The organism is Bradyrhizobium sp. (genome assembly GCF_019242285.1).
GTDB lineage: Bacteria > Pseudomonadota > Alphaproteobacteria > Rhizobiales > Xanthobacteraceae > Bradyrhizobium.
In genome coordinates this window covers 1-16587 of sequence record NZ_JAFAVV010000839.1, presented here as the reverse complement: position 1 = coordinate 16587, position 16587 = coordinate 1, and the positions used below count along the sequence as shown (strand labels likewise).

The 16587-nt window shown below is 65.3% G+C and carries 20 protein-coding genes and 1 pseudogene; 12 read left to right on the top strand and 9 right to left on the bottom strand.

Going from position 1 to position 16587, the window contains the following annotated elements; genetic code table 11:
• Together JOY90_RS34495 and JOY90_RS34490 are read left to right on the top strand one after the other, a co-directional pair.
• Positions 1–289: pseudogene (locus tag JOY90_RS34495) on the top strand (hypothetical protein); the annotation flags it as partial.
• A gap of 28 nt (positions 290–317) precedes the next feature.
• Positions 318–1469, top strand: coding sequence for an acyltransferase (locus JOY90_RS34490; RefSeq protein WP_291695559.1), 1152 nt, complete (start codon positions 318–320; stop codon positions 1467–1469).
• Between the two features lie 118 nt (positions 1470–1587).
• Here JOY90_RS34490 and JOY90_RS34485 read toward each other — a convergent pair whose 3' ends face one another.
• Positions 1588–1872, bottom strand: coding sequence for a DUF2312 domain-containing protein (locus JOY90_RS34485; RefSeq protein WP_291695558.1), 285 nt, complete (start codon positions 1870–1872; stop codon positions 1588–1590).
• Positions 1873–2017: 145 nt separating this feature from the next.
• Here JOY90_RS34485 and pdxY point away from each other — a divergent pair, with 145 nt between their 5' ends.
• Entirely contained in the window at positions 2018–2893 is an 876-nt protein-coding gene (gene pdxY / locus JOY90_RS34480; protein ID WP_291695557.1) for a pyridoxal kinase PdxY, read from the top strand.
• Between the two features lie 13 nt (positions 2894–2906).
• On the opposite strand, the gene JOY90_RS34475 is transcribed toward pdxY, so the two are convergent.
• Entirely contained in the window at positions 2907–4760 is a 1854-nt protein-coding gene (locus JOY90_RS34475) for a bifunctional 2-polyprenyl-6-hydroxyphenol methylase/3-demethylubiquinol 3-O-methyltransferase UbiG (protein ID WP_291695556.1), read from the bottom strand.
• Positions 4761–5189: 429 nt separating this feature from the next.
• Here JOY90_RS34475 and JOY90_RS34470 point away from each other — a divergent pair, with 429 nt between their 5' ends.
• Positions 5190–5390, top strand: coding sequence for a hypothetical protein (locus tag JOY90_RS34470; RefSeq protein WP_291695555.1), 201 nt, complete (start codon positions 5190–5192; stop codon positions 5388–5390).
• 176 nt (positions 5391–5566) lie between these two features.
• Entirely contained in the window at positions 5567–6454 is an 888-nt protein-coding gene (gene blaBJP, locus JOY90_RS34465) for a BJP family subclass B3 metallo-beta-lactamase (RefSeq protein ID WP_291695554.1), read from the top strand.
• 229 nt (positions 6455–6683) lie between these two features.
• Here blaBJP and JOY90_RS34460 read toward each other — a convergent pair whose 3' ends face one another.
• Positions 6684–7493, bottom strand: coding sequence for a lytic transglycosylase domain-containing protein (locus JOY90_RS34460; protein WP_291695553.1), 810 nt, complete (start codon positions 7491–7493; stop codon positions 6684–6686).
• A gap of 233 nt (positions 7494–7726) precedes the next feature.
• Here JOY90_RS34460 and JOY90_RS34455 point away from each other — a divergent pair, with 233 nt between their 5' ends.
• Entirely contained in the window at positions 7727–7861 is a 135-nt protein-coding gene (locus JOY90_RS34455) for a hypothetical protein (protein ID WP_291695552.1), read from the top strand.
• 74 nt (positions 7862–7935) lie between these two features.
• Here the strand turns inward: JOY90_RS34455 and JOY90_RS34450 are convergent, their stop codons facing one another.
• A complete protein-coding gene (locus tag JOY90_RS34450; RefSeq protein ID WP_291695551.1) occupies positions 7936–8178 on the bottom strand; it encodes a hypothetical protein in 243 nt (80 codons plus the stop codon).
• Positions 8179–8370: 192 nt separating this feature from the next.
• Between JOY90_RS34450 and JOY90_RS34445 the strand changes: the two genes are divergently transcribed.
• The gene (locus JOY90_RS34445) at positions 8371–8760 is read left to right on the top strand and encodes a hypothetical protein (protein WP_291695550.1); all 390 of its coding nucleotides are present in this window, start codon (positions 8371–8373) and stop codon (positions 8758–8760) included.
• A 649-nt stretch (positions 8761–9409) separates the two neighbouring features.
• On the opposite strand, the gene JOY90_RS34440 is transcribed toward JOY90_RS34445, so the two are convergent.
• The 3 genes from JOY90_RS34440 to JOY90_RS34430 form a co-directional block, all read right to left on the bottom strand.
• Positions 9410–10006 (bottom strand): SH3 domain-containing protein, encoded by a 597-nt coding sequence (locus tag JOY90_RS34440; RefSeq protein ID WP_291695549.1) that lies wholly within the window; start codon positions 10004–10006, stop codon positions 9410–9412.
• Between the two features lie 169 nt (positions 10007–10175).
• On the bottom strand, positions 10176–10484 hold the full coding sequence (locus JOY90_RS34435; protein WP_291695548.1) for a copper-binding protein: 309 nt from the start codon (positions 10482–10484) through the stop codon (positions 10176–10178).
• 181 nt (positions 10485–10665) lie between these two features.
• A complete protein-coding gene (locus JOY90_RS34430) occupies positions 10666–10899 on the bottom strand; it encodes a hypothetical protein (RefSeq protein ID WP_291695547.1) in 234 nt (77 codons plus the stop codon).
• A gap of 112 nt (positions 10900–11011) precedes the next feature.
• Between JOY90_RS34430 and JOY90_RS34425 the strand changes: the two genes are divergently transcribed.
• From JOY90_RS34425 to JOY90_RS34415, 3 genes are all read left to right on the top strand, one after another.
• Positions 11012–11182 (top strand): hypothetical protein, encoded by a 171-nt coding sequence (locus JOY90_RS34425; RefSeq protein WP_291695546.1) that lies wholly within the window; start codon positions 11012–11014, stop codon positions 11180–11182.
• 279 nt (positions 11183–11461) lie between these two features.
• Positions 11462–12019 (top strand): hypothetical protein, encoded by a 558-nt coding sequence (locus JOY90_RS34420; protein ID WP_291695545.1) that lies wholly within the window; start codon positions 11462–11464, stop codon positions 12017–12019.
• Between the two features lie 360 nt (positions 12020–12379).
• Positions 12380–13291: a hypothetical protein gene (locus JOY90_RS34415; RefSeq protein ID WP_291695544.1), complete on the top strand. Its 912-nt coding sequence runs from the start codon at positions 12380–12382 to the stop codon at positions 13289–13291.
• Positions 13292–13343: 52 nt separating this feature from the next.
• Here the strand turns inward: JOY90_RS34415 and JOY90_RS34410 are convergent, their stop codons facing one another.
• The gene (locus JOY90_RS34410) at positions 13344–14189 is read right to left on the bottom strand and encodes a CmcJ/NvfI family oxidoreductase (RefSeq protein WP_291695543.1); all 846 of its coding nucleotides are present in this window, start codon (positions 14187–14189) and stop codon (positions 13344–13346) included.
• A gap of 381 nt (positions 14190–14570) precedes the next feature.
• Here JOY90_RS34410 and JOY90_RS34405 point away from each other — a divergent pair, with 381 nt between their 5' ends.
• Entirely contained in the window at positions 14571–14771 is a 201-nt protein-coding gene (locus JOY90_RS34405) for a hypothetical protein (RefSeq protein WP_291695542.1), read from the top strand.
• 95 nt (positions 14772–14866) lie between these two features.
• Entirely contained in the window at positions 14867–15196 is a 330-nt protein-coding gene (locus JOY90_RS34400; RefSeq protein ID WP_291695541.1) for a hypothetical protein, read from the top strand.
• Positions 15197–15245: 49 nt separating this feature from the next.
• Here JOY90_RS34400 and JOY90_RS34395 read toward each other — a convergent pair whose 3' ends face one another.
• On the bottom strand, positions 15246–16088 hold the full coding sequence (locus JOY90_RS34395) for a metal-dependent phosphohydrolase (protein WP_291695540.1): 843 nt from the start codon (positions 16086–16088) through the stop codon (positions 15246–15248).
• Between the last annotated feature and the right edge of the window lie 499 nt (positions 16089–16587).

Here is a 16587-nt window from a genome sequence, read left to right as displayed (position 1 = left end):
CATCGGCAACCTCAACGCGTCGCTGTTCGCGACCGAGGGCATCGCCTCGGCCGGCCTCGTGCTCGCGCCGCTCGCCGCGCTTGCCTGCGGGCTCGTCATCGCGGTCGGCAACAGGGCGTCCTCGGGTCTGCCCGCCCGCTTCGTCCTGATTTCCGGCTCAGCGATGCCGCAATTACTACTTAATGTGCCACTCTCCGTCACCTTCGTGACCTATGGTGCCGGCCTTCTGTTCCTGCTCTGGTACGTGACGCCGCGTGCCCTCTTCGCGTGCGGGAAACGTCATCTTTGAGACGGATTCGCGCGGTCATGTCGGGGGCATGTTCACGCTGGATGCCTCGAAGAACGACACATCCATCGCACTGGACGCGCTCCGGGCGATCGCCGCCCAGATGGTCTGCATCGGCCACGGCATTTCGTTCTTCATGCCGCAGCTTCGCAATTCCCGCTTCCCGCTGCCGCAGAACGTCGGCGTTCTTCTGTTCTTCGTTCTCTCGGGGTTCCTGATCAGCCACATGCTGTTCACGCGGTCGAGAGACCCGAATTACGGCTTTCTGCAATTCCTGATCGAGCGCGTCGCCCGCATCTATTCAGGTCTCGTTCCATGCCTCCTGGTGATCGCCGCGGTCGATGCCGTCACCGTCCACCTGACCGGCGACTCCGCCATTTCCAGCAGTCATGGCACCTCGGTCTTTCTCGCGAACCTGCTCATGATCGAGAGCTATCGCGGCCCGCTCAACGATCTGAGCTGGCTGCAGTGGCCGATTTTCGGCTCGGCGAGCCCGCTCTGGACGCTGGTAATCGAGTGGCACATCTACCTGTTCGTCGGCGCCGTCTTCTTCATCGGAGCACGGCCCCGCACCGCCGCCCTGCTCGTCGCCGTCGCGCTCGTCTTCGGCCAGATCCCCTTGCATTACCTGTTCGGCGCCCTGCAGGACGACGGTGTCGGCCAATCTCTCTTTGTACTCTGGCTCGGGGGCGCCTACGCCTATCTCGCCGCGAGCGGCGGATATCTGCAGAACCGGATGCTGGGCGCGCTGATTGCAGTCGCCGCGCTGGTCGCCTACATCGCATCGACCCACGCGTTCCTCGAATATCGCCCGCGCGGCTATCCGCTCCTGGTGATCTTCGTGCTTGCGATCGTGATGGCCACGCAGGGGCAGCGCATGATCACCTCGCCGACCGCGATCAAGGTGATCAGGTTCTTCGCAGGCTATTCCTTCACGCTGTACCTGATCCATCACACGCTGATGTATCTCGCGTTCCTGCTCTGGAAGGATGCGGGGTGGACCGTCTTCATTCCGGCCGTGATCGTCTCGAACGTCCTCGCTGCGATCGTCGCGGCGTTCACCGAGAAACGACACAAGAGTCTTGCCCGCCACCTGCTCCAGTTCGCTGTCCCCAGCCGCGACGATTTGCGGGCGCGGCTGGCGGGAGCCCACGCCGGATCGCATGCAAAAGCCAGCGAGTAGCGGCCGATCGTCGTCATGCAGCCCATGCGTAGTACCCCTCGTGAAGGCACATTACGCCCGCGTCCGCCGTAGCGAACGGCGAACGCGAGGCAATCCGGTCGTCCGGTGGCGGCGCGGCTCAGGCCGCCTTGGCGATCTTCTCCTTGGCACCTTTTTCCGGCGCCTCCGCCTCCATCGCCCTCATGTAGAGGTCGAGCAGGCCTTCGCGCTCGTCGCGCTCCTCCTTGTCCTGTTTCCTCAGCTTGATGATTTCCTTGAGAATCCTTACGTCGAACCCCTCGGCCTTGGCTTCCGAGAACACTTCCTTCTTCTGCTCGTTCAGCTCCTGCAGCTCCGCGTCCAGGTTCTCGACTCGTTCGACGAAAGAACGAATCCGCCCGCCGGGAATGGTGATGTCAGCCATGGTGACTCCCTCTTGAATGAGGTCGTGAAAATGACCGCAAACAGATGACCATTGTGTTAACCCAGGGCATGATCCGAGAAAGCGCGCGACGGTTCTCGTCCACCGCGAGCAGCAGCGCAGGAATCCGAGGTCGTCGAGTCCAGCAATGAATGTGATTTCAATTCAGTCGCAGGTCGCCTGGGGCCATGTCGGCAACAGCGCCGCGGTGTTTCCCATGCAGATGCATGGCATCGACGTGATCGCGATCCCCACCACCCTCCTGAGCAACCGGCCGGGTTATCCGACGCTTCGGGGCCGGGTGCTGGAGGCGCCGCTGGTCGCCGATCTCCTGCAAGGCATCGAGGAGCGCGGCGCGGTCGACGCCTGCGCGATGATCCTGTCGGGCTATCTCGGCTCGCCCGAGATCGCCGCGGTGGTCACCGATTTCGTGACCCGTGCCAGGGCCCGCAATCCCGCCTTGCGCTATTGTTGCGATCCCGTGCTCGGCGATCGCGGCCGCGGCCTGTTCGTGCGCGCCGACATCCCGCCGCTGGTGCGCGACCGCCTGCTGCCGCTCGCCGACATCATCACCCCCAATCATTTCGAGCTCGAATTGCTGTGCGGGACGACGGCAGCGACCGTCGGCGAGGTGACCGCGCAGGCGCGGAAGCTGATGGCACATGGTCCGTCGACGGTCGTCGTCACTTCCGCAGAGCTCGCCGATACGCCGGACGGCCAAATCGAGACCCTCGCCGTCGAGCGCGCGCAAGCCTGGCGCGTACGCACGCCGAAACTGCCGATCAGCCCGAACGGGACCGGCGATCTCTTTGCCGCGCTGTTCGTGTCAGCCCGCGTCGGGAACCGGAGCACGCCGGAAGCGCTGGCGCACGCCGCATCCGGCATTTTCGCGGTGCTGGAGTGCACCGCGGCCCGCGGCACGGAGGAGATGCGGATCGTCGAGAGCGCTGATCTGCTCGCGCGTCCACCGCGCCGGTTCGACGCCGTGGCCATCCGCGAAGAAGCCCGCGGGCCGAACGGGTAGCGCGACATCAACTTCAGTGCACGTTCCTGCCCGCTGTGAAGACATACATGTCCCAGAACGTCTCGGGATGATCGGCTTCGAAGCGGCTCCATTGCTCCAGATTAGCCTCGTCGGCCACCCCTGGAAACCGTCTGTGAAATTTCTCGATCACCGTCGGATCGTCGAAGGGTTCGAAGGCCTGGAAGGTCAGGCCATGATCGTTCAGAAACGCAGCGATCTCGGGAATCGTGAAGCGATGCTCCATGACGTTGAAAAGCAGGTCGCGGCAACCGCTCGTGCTGTAGAAATCCCGAGCGCCGATCAGCATTCGCCACTGCTCCGCCTCGCGCATGATGTCCTGGCGGCACCTTCTGATGTCGTCGGCCGTGGCGCGATAGCCGCGCGCGGCGATGCGGGCGCGGGCCTCCACGACCAGGCGGCGCGCGAGATGGCTGTAGAGCCCGATGCGCATGCTGCCACCCGGTCGCAGCAGTGAGACCAGCACGCGCCACCCGGCCACAGGCTCTGCGAGATGATGCAGCACACCGACCGATTCGATGCTGTCGAAGGTGCGACCGATCGCACCCAATTCCAGGATATCGGCTTGTGCGTACTCGATGTTGTGCAAGCCCAGCTCTCGCGTTTTTCGGCGCGCATAGGCGAGACTGGGGAGGCTGACGTCGATCGCGAGCAGGCGGGCGTTCGGATAGACTTGCGCGATCTGGACCGCGTGCGAGCCGGTGCCGCAACCCGCGATCAGAATATCGCGCTCGGCCTGCCGCTCCGCCGTCGGGATGATCCTTCCTCGCGCCTGATCGGCGGCGAATGCGTTCAGCGGGTTGATGGTCCAGCGCGGATAGGGATTTTCGTCGTATTGACGCATCACCTGCAATGATACGTCGTTCCTGATGGGGGCGAGTGTCGCAACGGCGGCGCGCTCGCCCATTTCCTCGAGCGGCTCGCGGAGCTGCGCCTGCAACAGGCCGGCCACGGTCGCGGGCCAATCCCGGCGCAGCAACGCTTCCGCCATCGGCACCGCATGAAGCGGGAAATAGGCCGCGACGACCGCCAGCGCGAGTGGAGCTATGACGGCTCCCGATGCCAAGTCCCGCAGCAATCGGTCGCGCAGCACGCCAGCAAGTGCGCTTTCCGCTTCGGTCCGTCCTTGGACATATTCGTTGATGAAGCACTGGCGGGCGAGTGCGCAGGCAAAGGCGACCACATCGTCGTCGATCTCTCCGCCGTCCTCGCCCTTCTCACCTGCAAGCCGCAGCAGCTCGGCGCGGGCATGTCCCAGCAGGAGTTCCAGTTGCATGCCTGGCAGCGTCGTCGCTTCCATGGCGCAGCGGAGGAAGAGGTCGTTTGCAAGCGGGATGACGCTCTCGGCGCCGAACAATTCGACGTTGGTGACCGGAAGCGGCCACTTGCCGGCGATCCGCGCAACATATCTGGCGATGACGGGACTCTGCAGGATGAAGCTGACCGCCTTCTCGTCCATGCCGAGCGCAAGCGCCTTGCCGAAATGGGCGATCGCCTTGCAGCGATTGCCCAGCGCCTGGTACGAATTGCCGGCATTGTAGTGGCAGGCGGCGTTCACCTCGTCCGCAGCAATCGCTTTGGCGAACATCTTCACCGCGCCCCGGTGATCGCCGGATGCCTGCGCCATCAGGCCGAGAAGGTTCAGGCTCTGCACATGTGCGGGCTCGCGCGCGAGAATTTGACGGCAAATCTCCCGCGCTTCGCTGATCCGGCCCACCCTGTACGAACGGCTTGCCTCGGCGGTGAGATCGACAATGCTGATGCCTGCCGAGCCGAAGGCAAGCGCGTTCGGGCGCGTTGCGGACTCGTCGCGGCGCTTATTGGCCGCACGTCGTTCTCTTCGATTCATGTCCTGTCGACTCGTCCCATCTGCAGGGGCGCCGCCCGCAACCGGCGGCAATCTACAGATCGTGATGAGCGGCGGACGCCCCGCAGGGCGCGGCTAATAGTCTCGCCCACGCGGGATCCGCGGCGGGGCCGAGATCGATCAAGATCGGCGGTTTGGACCGATGCAAGCTGTTGGCCTGTCGGGACTCGATGGCTGACCGGCGGAGGAGAGTCGCGCGAGACAGCCTTGGGCCGAACCGCTGCGATCGCAGGCTGAAACGGCATCACCAGCGTGCCATCCTCGCCCCTGCGGATGAAGCGGGCATGCAGGAATGGCGTAGATCATCGTTGCGCCGCGGCAAAGATCGCGCTGACCCCGATGAAGGTATCGGGTGCGGGCGGATTCGGGTTCCGCGACTGCAACTTTTCGGCGCTTTCGGCGTTATCAGGCATGACCGAACATTTTGAGACCCGTCCGCCCCGCGTCCTCACCTCGGAAGAACGCAAGGCGAGGGATGCCGCCCGGCGTTCGGATGCCGAGCAGGCCATGCGCGAGCACGAGGCCGCGCAGAAGGCCTTTCATGCCAACCGCGAACGGCTGAAGGCCGAGCGACTCGCGCGCGAGGCGCGCCAGAAAACCGCGCAGGGATGACCTGAACCGGGCCGCCTGTCCCTGCTCCGCTTTCGGAAGAAGCAGACGCAAACCTCGCTTGCGTGAGCAGCGCGTCGCGAGAATGCCTTGTTGTGCCGGCCAAGATGATGTCGAGCTTGGCGCTCGAATCGCATCATCATGCCTGCGATCGCGCGAGAAACAACAAGGAGAGGATGATGAGGAGGATCACGGCCGCGTTGTGCGCGGCCGCGCTATTGGCGGCAGGCGCACATGCCCAGGGCATCAAGGATTTTCTGACGCAGGTCATGGGGAAATGGACCGCACCGTTCGAGCCGTTCAACCTCATCGGCAACATCTATTATGTCGGCACCGACGGCATCGCGGTCTATGTCATCAAGACGTCGGAGGGCCTGATCCTGATGGATACGGCGGTTCCGCAGTCGACCGGCATGATCAAGGACAACATCGCGAAGCTCGGTTTCACGCCCGGCGACATCAAGGTCATCCTGAACTCGCACGCGCATTTCGATCACACCGGCGGCTTTGCCGAAATGAAGCAGGAAACCGGCGCCCAGCTCGTCGCCGGCGAGCGTGACAAGCCGCTGCTCGAGGGCGGATACTATCCCGGCGACGAGAAAGACGCCGATGTCAGCTTTGAGCCCGTCAAGGTCGACCGCACGGTCAAGGAAGGCGACAAGGTCACGCTCGGCGATACCACGCTGCTGGCGCATGAGATGCCCGGCCACACACCCGGCTGCACGAGCTGGGAGATGACCGTCAAGGACGGCAAGGAGGACCGCGACGTGCTGTTCTTCTGCAGCGGGACGGTCGCGCTCAACAGGCTGGTCGGGCAGCCCACCTACCCCGGCATCGTCGAGGACTACCGGTCGACCTATGTCAAGGCCAAGGCGATGCATCCCGACGTGCTGCTCGGGCCGCATCCGGAGGTGTATGGCATGCAGGCGAAGCGGGCGCAGATGAAGGACGGCGCGCCGAACCCCTTCGTCAAGCCCGGCGAACTCGCAACCTATGTGGCCGGGCTCGAGCAGGATTTCGACAAGCAGCTCGCCAAGCAGACCGCCGCGCTGCAAAAGGCCAACTGATCCTGCGGTGTCACAACCCGGACAGAGTCGTAGGGTGGGCTAAAGGTGCGAAGCGCCGTGCCCACCATACATCAACAGTATGGCTTTGAATGGTGGGCACGCTCCTGCCTTCGTATGGCAAACTTACGTGCGCGTGGTCGCTTAGTAGCCCACCCTACCCATCTCATGACGCGATAGCACCTGAGCGCGCGTGGCCTCGACGAGAGCGCGACGCAGCCATACTCGTTCGTCACCGCGCCGCGGCGCGTTCGCCGTCGATCTGGCGGCCCATGATCGCGATCGCCTTCTGGTACACGCCGGCCGCATTCCAGGCCTCGATCGCCGCGAAGTTCGGCTCGCCCGGCTGATAGCCCGCACCGGCGCGCCAGCCGTGCGCGCGCAGGAAGTTGGCGGTCGAGGCGAGCGCGTTGGCGGCGACGTCGAGATTGCCGGTGCCGTACTCCAGCACGTTCTTCGGCATGAACTGGGTCTGACCGATCTCGCCATGCATCGAGCCGCGCTGGTTCGGCGACAGCGCACCGCGGTCGATCAGCTTCAGCGCCGCGTAGAGCTGGTCGGTGAAGAACTCCGGCCGCCGGCAGTCATAGGCCAGCGTCGCGATCGACGACAGCATGTGCTGGTTGCCGCGCTGGCTGCCGAAACCGGATTCCATGCCCCAGATCGCGATCAGAGGGCCCGGCGGCACGCCGTAGCGCTGCTCGATCGAGGCGAACATCCCCGCCTGCGACTGCCGCAGCGAACGGCCGCGCGCCACGATCGCAGCCGAGCCGCGCTTGACCATGAAGGCATCGAGCGAAAGATTGAAGCTGCGCTGGCCGCGATCGGCGGCAATGGTCGCACTCGCATAATTCGTCTGCATCAGGGCCGCCAGCCCGGTGCCCCCGATCCCCTTGGCGCGCGCTTCGCCTGAAAACTCCTGCTTCCAGGCCTCGAAGCCAGCAGGGCCGTTGCCGCATTGCGCGGCATGCGCGCGCGGGCCGAAAGACGACATCACTCCTGCGGCGAGCATCGCCGCCGCAAGCACCCTGCCCTTGATCATTCGGAACTCCCCTGGCATGCGAGCCGCGCCACGCATTTACCTCAGACTGGCCCCGCAACCAAGCCGCCGCGGTCAGGTTGGCCGGCAAAGAAGCCGGCCATCGGACGGAACCATCCGGAAAGCGGGCGTGTCCTGCGTGAACGAAACCGCTGGCGCCGCCGCAATCCTACGGGCGCGGAATGGCATGAGTCTGGCTTCGCCGGCCCCGGTCGCCTTGCAAACTGGAGCCGCGCATGACCGAAGTCGTACGGTTCGTCTCGAAATCGGAGCTGGAACGGGATCGCCTCATCCGCGAAGCCCGCGCCAATTATGAGCGTGTCTTCCCGTCCACGGATCAGGCCAGCACGCCGCCGGTTCCGAAGAAGTAGCCGGCCGATTTCTGCCGGGTGGCGGGCAAAGCCTGCCCACCGGGCCCGCATCCGTGACCAGGCAGAGATCTCGCTTAATGGCGATCGTTGACCAGGACGATCGGCGCCTGCGCATCGACGGGCTTACGCTCGCTCTCGGCGGTGGCGGTGGGTTGCGGCGCGGCTCCGGTCGGCTGCTGTGAAGGCTCGACCGCGGGAGCGGCAGTGGCCACGGCCGGCGTCTCCGTACTGGCCTCGCGGTTCCAGTCACACGCAGCAGCCGATTGGACGGCGAACGCAACAGCGGCGAAGGTCGCGACAGCAAGCAGCTTGTTCATGGCCGGTCTCCCTTTGATACGGGCCAGCCATGCTAGCACGATCGCCATTGCCCGGCTCGGCGGCCACAATCACGAACGCGTCACACTCGAATGTACCGCTCCGACGCCTCGCATGCGACCCTCGTCTCCCTCTTGCCTCCGTCGTGCCCGCGGCGCTAGCTTCCGGCAAAATTTTCGAGGGAGGGACGACCGATGCGGCGTGGCGCATTCATCATGATGACGGCAGGCTTGATTGCGCTCGCAGCGCCGGCGCAGGCTGAGCCGCGCGCGGAATACGTCACGCTGGTGCTGCAGGCGTTCGCGGCCAAGGTGAACTGCCCCCATACCGACGTCGTCTATCAGGATCTCGTGCAGAAGGCGAACGAGATGCATCTGCCCGATGGCACCACCGAGCAGGTCCGGAAGGCGATCGCCTATATGCTCACCGGCGAGCGCATGGGCGAGCGTGGCGATGACGAACTGATGCGCGACGTCGCGATCGCGACGCAGTCGACCGACTTCGACCAGAAGCGGCTCGGCATGCCCGCCTGGTGCGAAACGCAGAAGGGCGCGCTGGTCGGTCTCATCCGCAACAAAGAATGATCGATTGCACATGCGACCAATTGCGAAACATGTCCGTATTGGGACGGCTTGACAGCGCACGCGAACGGGAGGAGCATCGTCGCGTTGCCTCCTGGGCGACCTTAGACGTCGAAACCTTGAAGCAAGGGAGGTTCGATGACGCCACCTCCGCAAAGAGTGCCGCTGAGTGCGATGGCTCACGTTCGGACCATCGCATAGCGGCAAACCCACGAACGGCACGCCGGGTAAAGGCTTAGTGGGCCGCATCAGCAAGGCATGGCCCCTTGCCTTCCCGGCGCTGTTCGTTGACGGCGCGAGCGCTGAGCAAGGTCGCACGCGCAAACGGAGCTATCATCCACAAGCAGCTATCATCCACGAGAAGAGCGCCACAGCAAGAAGCCCGGCTCATCGCCGGGCTTTGTTCGTTCAACGACAAAGTTCGTTCAACGACGAAGTTGTCCGCCGCCTCCGCCGCCGGCGTGGGACACACCGCCTGCACGCGGCGCGCCACCACCAACCGCATGCGGCGTCGCCGGTGGCGCATTGAAATGCGCCTGTGCACCAAGCGACGGGCCGCCGACGCGCCCCACCGTCGTAGGTTGCGCCACATGTGGCGGCATCGCCGGCCGCGCCGTGGGCGCGGTGAAGCGGGCCGCCTGATGCGCATGAATCATCGGTTGGGGCCCGGGCGCGAAGCTGTGGCCGGGAGGCGAATGCGCGAAGCGGCCCTGCACCGCCTGCGGGCCATGAACACGGGCGAACCGAGGCTCGTGAGCGCCGTTCGGCGGAACACCCGGACGAGCCCTGTCTGGCCGGCATGGCGGAAGCGATCAGGCCGCATCTGCGGCGCCTGGGTCGCGAAGCGGCTGTGCCCATGCCAGTAGCGATCCCAATAGGCGTGGCGATGATACCAGGGCCGGCCGACATAATAGGTCGACCAGTAGGTGCCGAGCACGAACGGCACCACGGGCACGTCAATCTCGTCGACATAGTCGGGCAGATAGACGTAGCGATCATGGTAGAGATATTTCAGATATCGCGACGAGACCCAGCCGCGGTCTCCGGACCAGCTCACGTCGCACCAAGCATCGCCCTTCAGGCAGCCATGGACGTCGACCCGGGCGCCGGCGGGAATGCGATCGACCTGCGGAAAGCTCGGCCCCGGCCCCGCCCTCATTCCGACCGACACGGTGACGATACCCGGCGCGGCCGATGCCGCGGCCGGCACCAGCAACATCGCCGCCACCAAAACTCCTGTTACTCTCATGGTGCGTTCTCCTCTCTCGAAGCGGAACGCACGGGCGAACTCGGCGTTCCCGGGAGAGATTGTCGCACCAGAGCGCGGCGGCGGCCCCTTTCGCTCGTGGCAGGAAATGGAAGCTGAGCCCCTGCGTCAACGTGCAGCGGTTGTGGCAGATCGCGCGGGCGAGATCGTGCTACTTCTGCCGTTGCAGCTTGGTGACGGTCTTGGCGCCGCCACCATCCCTGACCGAGAAGTTCACCCGGTCGCCGGCATGGACTTCCTCCAAGGACACGCCATCATCGGCCTTGAACTGCTCGGCCGTCGCCGCGGCCGCGCCGCCCGTATTGGCGCCGACGGTGCCGCTCTGTATCGGCTGAATGGCGATGGTGTGGTTGAGCCGGTCGATCTGCGTCACCATCCCCGTCTGGTCCTGGTCGGCCAGCGCCGCCGTGCCGACGACGAGCGTCGCAGCTCCAGCGAGGATGATCCTTGCGATGTTCATGGCCATCTCCCGGTTTCAGGGCGTTCCAGCGTCCGCGCCCGAAGGTCGCTTTATTCTCCAAAGGGCACAGGATCAAGTCAGCGATAAGCTGCCGACGCATGATTTGGTTCCCGCGGTCATCGTGGTCCCGCCGGCTGCAAGTCATACGAGATCAATTTCGTTGCGACCAACCGCAGCCCGTTCAGATCTGCAGCTCGTCGGGCACATTGCCGAAGCGCCGCAGCACCGTGGTCCGGCTATCGGGATAGCCGGACCGCACGAATGCGACTGCGCCGGCGTGGCCGAACACCTGCCAATAGCCCTTGGCACGCTCGATCGCCGCCGCCGGGCTGGCGCATCTGAACGGCTCGCCTGCGACCAGACCTGACTCCGTGAGGTCGATCGGCAGCGCGATGAACTGAGCGAGTTCTCCCATTCGCGTACCCTTCTGTTGTTGTCGAGGTACCAGCCAATTTGGTCGAGCGGATTGACAATGGGTTGACCGAGATCAATGGCTGCCGTGCGGCTCACGCAACTGGAGACGTCCGATGTCCGAGCATGTCATGCCCGTCTCGTTCCCGCGGACCGGACTCGGTGATGCACGCCGTCCGCCGAAACGGTCGCGCCTGCACCTGCTCGCTCGCGCCGTCAGGTATCATATGCTGCGCCTTGCACTCAGGCTCGGCGAATTCCTGGCGGCTGGCGGTCCGCTGTCTTGAGCGCGTTTGCGCCGATTGCTTCGCGGACGCGCCCGCCGCTGTCGTTGATTGTGGTGAAGCGCGCCTACTTGTGGCGAAAAATGGCTCGCTTTGCCATAGATCATCCACAGATCGCCTCGGCAAATTCCATAACAGCGCACACGTGAGCGTTATGGTTAACAGGACATAAATGTTGAACTTACCGGCCATAATTTGCGCTTTTTGACTAAGGATTCTGCGCTTGCGATTCCGATGGGGAGTGTTGGGACAATTCTTGTATCTCGTTTGACGGAGCGCTCGATGCGCGTCGCTGGTATTGTTGCGTTGATGTTGGTGGCGGCCCCGGTCGCGGCGCAGGCTTCCGAGTCCTGCATGACCCAATCGGAGGCCCGCAAGGCTTTCGCCTCCTCTCATTTGTACTGGCATGGAGCCAATCACTGCTGGGACGCGACCCCGGTCCGGCGTCACGGCCCGCACACCATCGCCCAGCGGAAAAAGGAGCGGCCGGTCGCGGAGGAAATCCAACCGCCGAAATGGCGTGATGCGATGTCGGAGATGCTGCCGCCGGACAGCTCCACGCAAGCGCCTGCGGCACCTGCACCGACACTGATGGCCGACGCGGCGACCAACGCGCCGGCGCGCCTGAACTGGCTCGACCGCTGGGTCGATATCGTGCCGATCGAGCGGACCGCGCCGATGGGGACGAAGTCGGATATGCTGGGCGCGTCGCAGGCCGCCGCCCCCACCTACGCCTCCATGGTCACGCCCACCGCCCTGATTTCGATGTTCTTTGCGATCGTGCTCACGCTCGGGCTGCTCGATCTCACATTCCGCAAGCGCGTGAAGCGTCGCGCCTAGCTTTCGGTTCCAGGCGGTTTTCGGCCGGCCTGATCCGAAAACCGTCCACAGCGGCCTCAGTGTCTCCACGCCTTTGCCTTGTTTTGGTCAAACGTCGGTGAAGTGTGGGGGATGGCAGGAGGACCGTCGAACGAGATCATTGTTCGGGCCCGGGCTTTTTGGAAAGTAGCTGGCCGCCGTGACGCACGTGCCGGCGGGTTTTCCGGATCGCGCTGGCTCTGACGCATGTCCGCATACCCCCCTTGGTTTTTGGGCCTGAACCCTTGGAAAGACCGGGACCCACCCCGCCATCTGCGTGCGGGACAAGCTTTTCGGGGGCGGGTTTGGTGCGGATGCCATCGAACCGAGTACGGAGCGCCCATGCTTTCAACGGTGAACAGCAAAGAGACGGATCCCCACCCTCCGGCGGTCGAGCCCGAGGTCGTGCTGGCCGCGCGCATCGCGCGCGAGTTTTCGACCCTGTCGCCTGACGCCATCAGGCCGCCGCGGATGACCGGCGCCGAGGCGTCCGGCGGCGGCGCCGCGGTGCCGCCGGTCGACACCACGTTCCGCGCCACCGACGTCAATGCGGGCAGGAGGCCGAAGAACAGGTGGCTGATTCGGGCCTTGCTGGCGTTCATGGCCGCGCTGGCGAGCGCGGTCGCCGCCGGCGCCTGGCAATATTACGGCGACACGGCGCAGCAGATGGTCGCCGGCTATCTGCCGCGCCTGTCGCTCAGCCTGCCCTCGCTCACCTCGTCGCAGCCGACGCCGGCCTCGGAAACGAGCGCCCCGGTGCCGCAGGCTGCCGCCGACCAGCAGACGGCCGCAGCGGCACCGTCCGCGACGGACGCCACGGCTCCGGCGGCCCCGGCCACGCCGGCCGACCAGTCGCAGCTCGTGCAATCGATGGCGAACGATCTCGCCGGTATGAAGGAGCAGATCGTCGAGCTGAAAGCGGTGATCGACCAACTCAAGGCCGGCCAGGACCAGATGATGGCGAAGATGGCGGACACCAGAGCTTCGGAGGTGCATCCCTCCGAGGCCAGGGTCGCGGAGCCGGCCCCACGGCCGCGCCCGGCGCCACAGCCCGCCTTGCGCGCGGCTGCGGCCGCACTGCACAAGCCCCCGCCGCCGCGCCCGGCCTACACGCCGATCCAGGCGGCGCCCCCGCAGCCCATGCCGCCGCCGGCCCCGGCGCCGATGCAGCTCCAGCCTGCGCCGCCTCCATCACAGAGTTCGGCCGAGCCGCAGGACGAGCCGGTGGTGCGGCCGCCGATGCCGGTGCGCTGACGACCACCCGAACAGATCGCACCGATGGCCGGGTCACCCGCCATCGGCTTCTTCACGCCCGGTGGAATACCAGCGTCCGCAGCTCGATGCTCTCGCGCGGCGCCGCATCCTTCGGTGTGGTCGGGTCGGTGAAGGCGGTATGCGGCCCGAACCGGGTGCGGCCGTCGGTGGCGGAATCGTAGCATTTCAGGAGCACGGCCTCGTCCGCCGTCATTTCGGGGAAATAGAACCAGCGGTGGTTCGGATTGTACTTCACCGAATAGGTCTCGCCCTGCCGGTTCGGATAGATCAGGTCGGAGGTCACCAGATCGCCCTCGGCGACGGTGGTGCCGTCGCACATGGCGAGCGGCGCGTCGCGCAGCGGGCCGCGGATCGGCCGCCACAGATTGATCACCTGCACCCGGCCCTGCAGCAGCTCGTCGGCCTCGTCGGGAAGATGCTCGCGCACCCGGTTCGCGCCTGAACTCACGGTCTGGTCGACATGCACCCGCGTCGCCGGCTGGCGCGGGCCCGCGCCGCGGACGTCGGCGGCGCCCTCAACGCGCCTGCGCACGGTGTGGTCGAAGATGAAGACGCGGTCCGCACCGAGCGTGGCGCGGATGAAAGCCTCCGCCGCGGGGTAATACACGCGCCGAATCTCGGCCTCGTCATAGAAGTCCTTCACCGTCGTCGGATGCCGCACCAGCGCAAAACCTTGCCGATCCAGCGAGAAGGTCTTGGCAAGCGGGCGCCCGTCGAAGATCGGCACCTGGTGCGGCTCCGGCAGATTGGTCGATTTCGGCTCGCCCGGCGGCGGGTCGTAGGCGTAGGTACGCGGCTTGCCGGCGGTCGGCGCCAGATAGTTGAGCTCGGCGGTCACGAAGGGAAGCGATTCGATCCTTGTCTCTTGCAGGCCCATTTGCCTCTACTCCCGGGGAAATAACGGTATCTCCCCATGTTTGCGGCAGCGCGGCCGAGGACAAGCGGGCGGGATCAAATAGCAAGGATCCGATTGTTGCATGGCGCGGGGCTGGAACAATCTTGCCGCCGGCATGAGGCGACCGAGCAGTTCTTCTCCGGCTCACGCCGCCGTGACGCGCGCCGCAAGCCGCGGCCTCCCCCGGCAACAGGCCGATGAAATGCTTTCACCCATCGACCCGCTCGGGCTAGGATTCTGCACTGAGTCCACGAAAGACGCCGTTGAGGAAGATCAGGACGCTCCCGAGCGGGCCGCCTACCCGGGGAGCGTCGATCCGTACCTGCCGTCATCCAAGCAGCCGCAAAGCGAGGAGCCTTCAGCTTGACCGATTACAGCTCACTTTCCACCACCGAGCTCGCCGACCGGATCGCGATCCTGCGCGACAACATTCGCCAGATCACCGAGCAGGCCGCTTCGCAATCGGGCGCCGCCGACGAGGAGCGCAACGCCGATCGGCTGGCGCGCCAGAACGACGAGCTGGACGCGCTCCTCGCCGAGCAGGAGCGCCGACCACGTCGGTGAGCCGAGAACAGCCGGCGCCCTCGCCCCGCCATCCAATCGCACTCTTGTCGCCGCATTCCTGCGTATTGGTAGCGTTGCGAGCGGAGGCCGCCCGAATGAGAATGATGATTGCGATCGCGGCCCTGGCGCTGGTCTCGATGCCGAGCGCCAGCCGGGCCGATCCGAACCGCGGCGGCGACGCTGCGCTCGGCGCCCTGTCGGGTGCGGTGGTGTTCGGGCCGATCGGTGCGGTGGCCGGCGCCGTCGTCGGCTATTCGGCCGGCCCTTCGATCGCGCACTCGATGGGCTTCCGGCACGCCGGCTCGGCCCGACGGGCGAAGCCGGCCAGGCAGCAGGCGCGCGACGCGGCCGCCGGAGACTCGCAGCGCTCCGCCGGCGCACCCAAGGCCGCCTATAGCGGGCCTCCGGTGCAGACGCTGGAATGATGGCTCTGCATGGTCGCGGCCGGCGCCCGGCCACCTCTCGGATGAAGCGCTAACGCTGCGGCCCCGAAAGCGCGATGTCGCGCTCGGCGCGAAAGACGTTGGCGTAGAGGTTGGCAATCCACTGCCGGCCGAGCGAGGTCATGTTGAGATAACGGATCTCGGTCTGGATGTGCGGCGCCACGCAATTCCAGTAGAATTGCGGGTAGCGGTTGACGATGTCGGCGGGCGACTCGTAGCCGAGCTGACGGTTGATGCCGACCTCCTGGAACTCGAAGAACAGCGCATTCGCCTTGCGGATGTAGTTGGGATCGCCGAGCTGGCCGATGAAATCCGCCGCCCGCAGGATCGACGCCTCCTCGCTGTATTGCTGGCCCTCGATCGGCGGAAACCTGGTGCCCTCGATGGCATCGGCGATCCGTCGGCAGTCGTAGAACGGGGCCATCTCGTCGAGCCTGCGCATCGCGAACAGTTTCGAGCGGTCGACGTGATAGGGCATCAGCGAGGCATCCGAGGCGCCGCGCGGCAGGATCACCTTGGTGCCGGACGTGTCGGCCACGAAGCCCTCGATTTCATCGTCGTCATGGAACAGATTCCGCACATAGCCGATGTCGTGGCACAGGCAGGCGACGATGATATGCGCATAGCCATCCGCGGTCAGGTGCTTGTGCAAGGCACGCCCGCGCATGATTGCGTGTCCCGCCAGCGTCACCAGCATGGTGTGCTCGACATTGTGGTAGAGCGCATCGCTGTTGCTGATGCATTCGAGCGCGACGCGCACCGCACCCGGGACCAGCTCGGAGAGATGGACCTGCGAGGATCCGAACCTGCGACGCATGTAGGTGCTGATGAACTTCTCCAGCGCATCGGTCGCCAACTCCGGCAAGGTCATCATGGATGCTTCCCCGCTCCGGCCATTCTCCGCGCTCGCTCCCGCTGCTTCCGTCACGCTGACCGGCGAGCATATCGCATCTCACCCGGGCGGAAAAAGGCCGACTCCGATCAACAATGATCACCGGCTACCGGCGCAACGATGGCCACTGATTCGCACCTCCTCGGGTCCAAGATGGGCGAGTGAATCGGGATGGCTCCCCGCCGGGCGGTTTTGGGATGCGGGAATCGCGTGCGCCGGAACGACAATTTCATGAAGCCGTTCAAGCCGATCCGCCCCACGGCTCCCCTTTGCCGAAATTCTCCTCTTTCTTTTTTTCAGAAATTATGTATGATGTCCTTCATCCCGCCTCGGCCAGAGGGACGGACGCGTCGTCACGAACGTGAGGCGGGGATGCGGTGGACGCGGAGGTGTCGCAAGACGAGCGGCATCGATGCGGACTGCGAAGCCGTGTGGTCCTGATTCCCCGACGCTGGAATCAAGCTTTCCGGTACGACCCGGA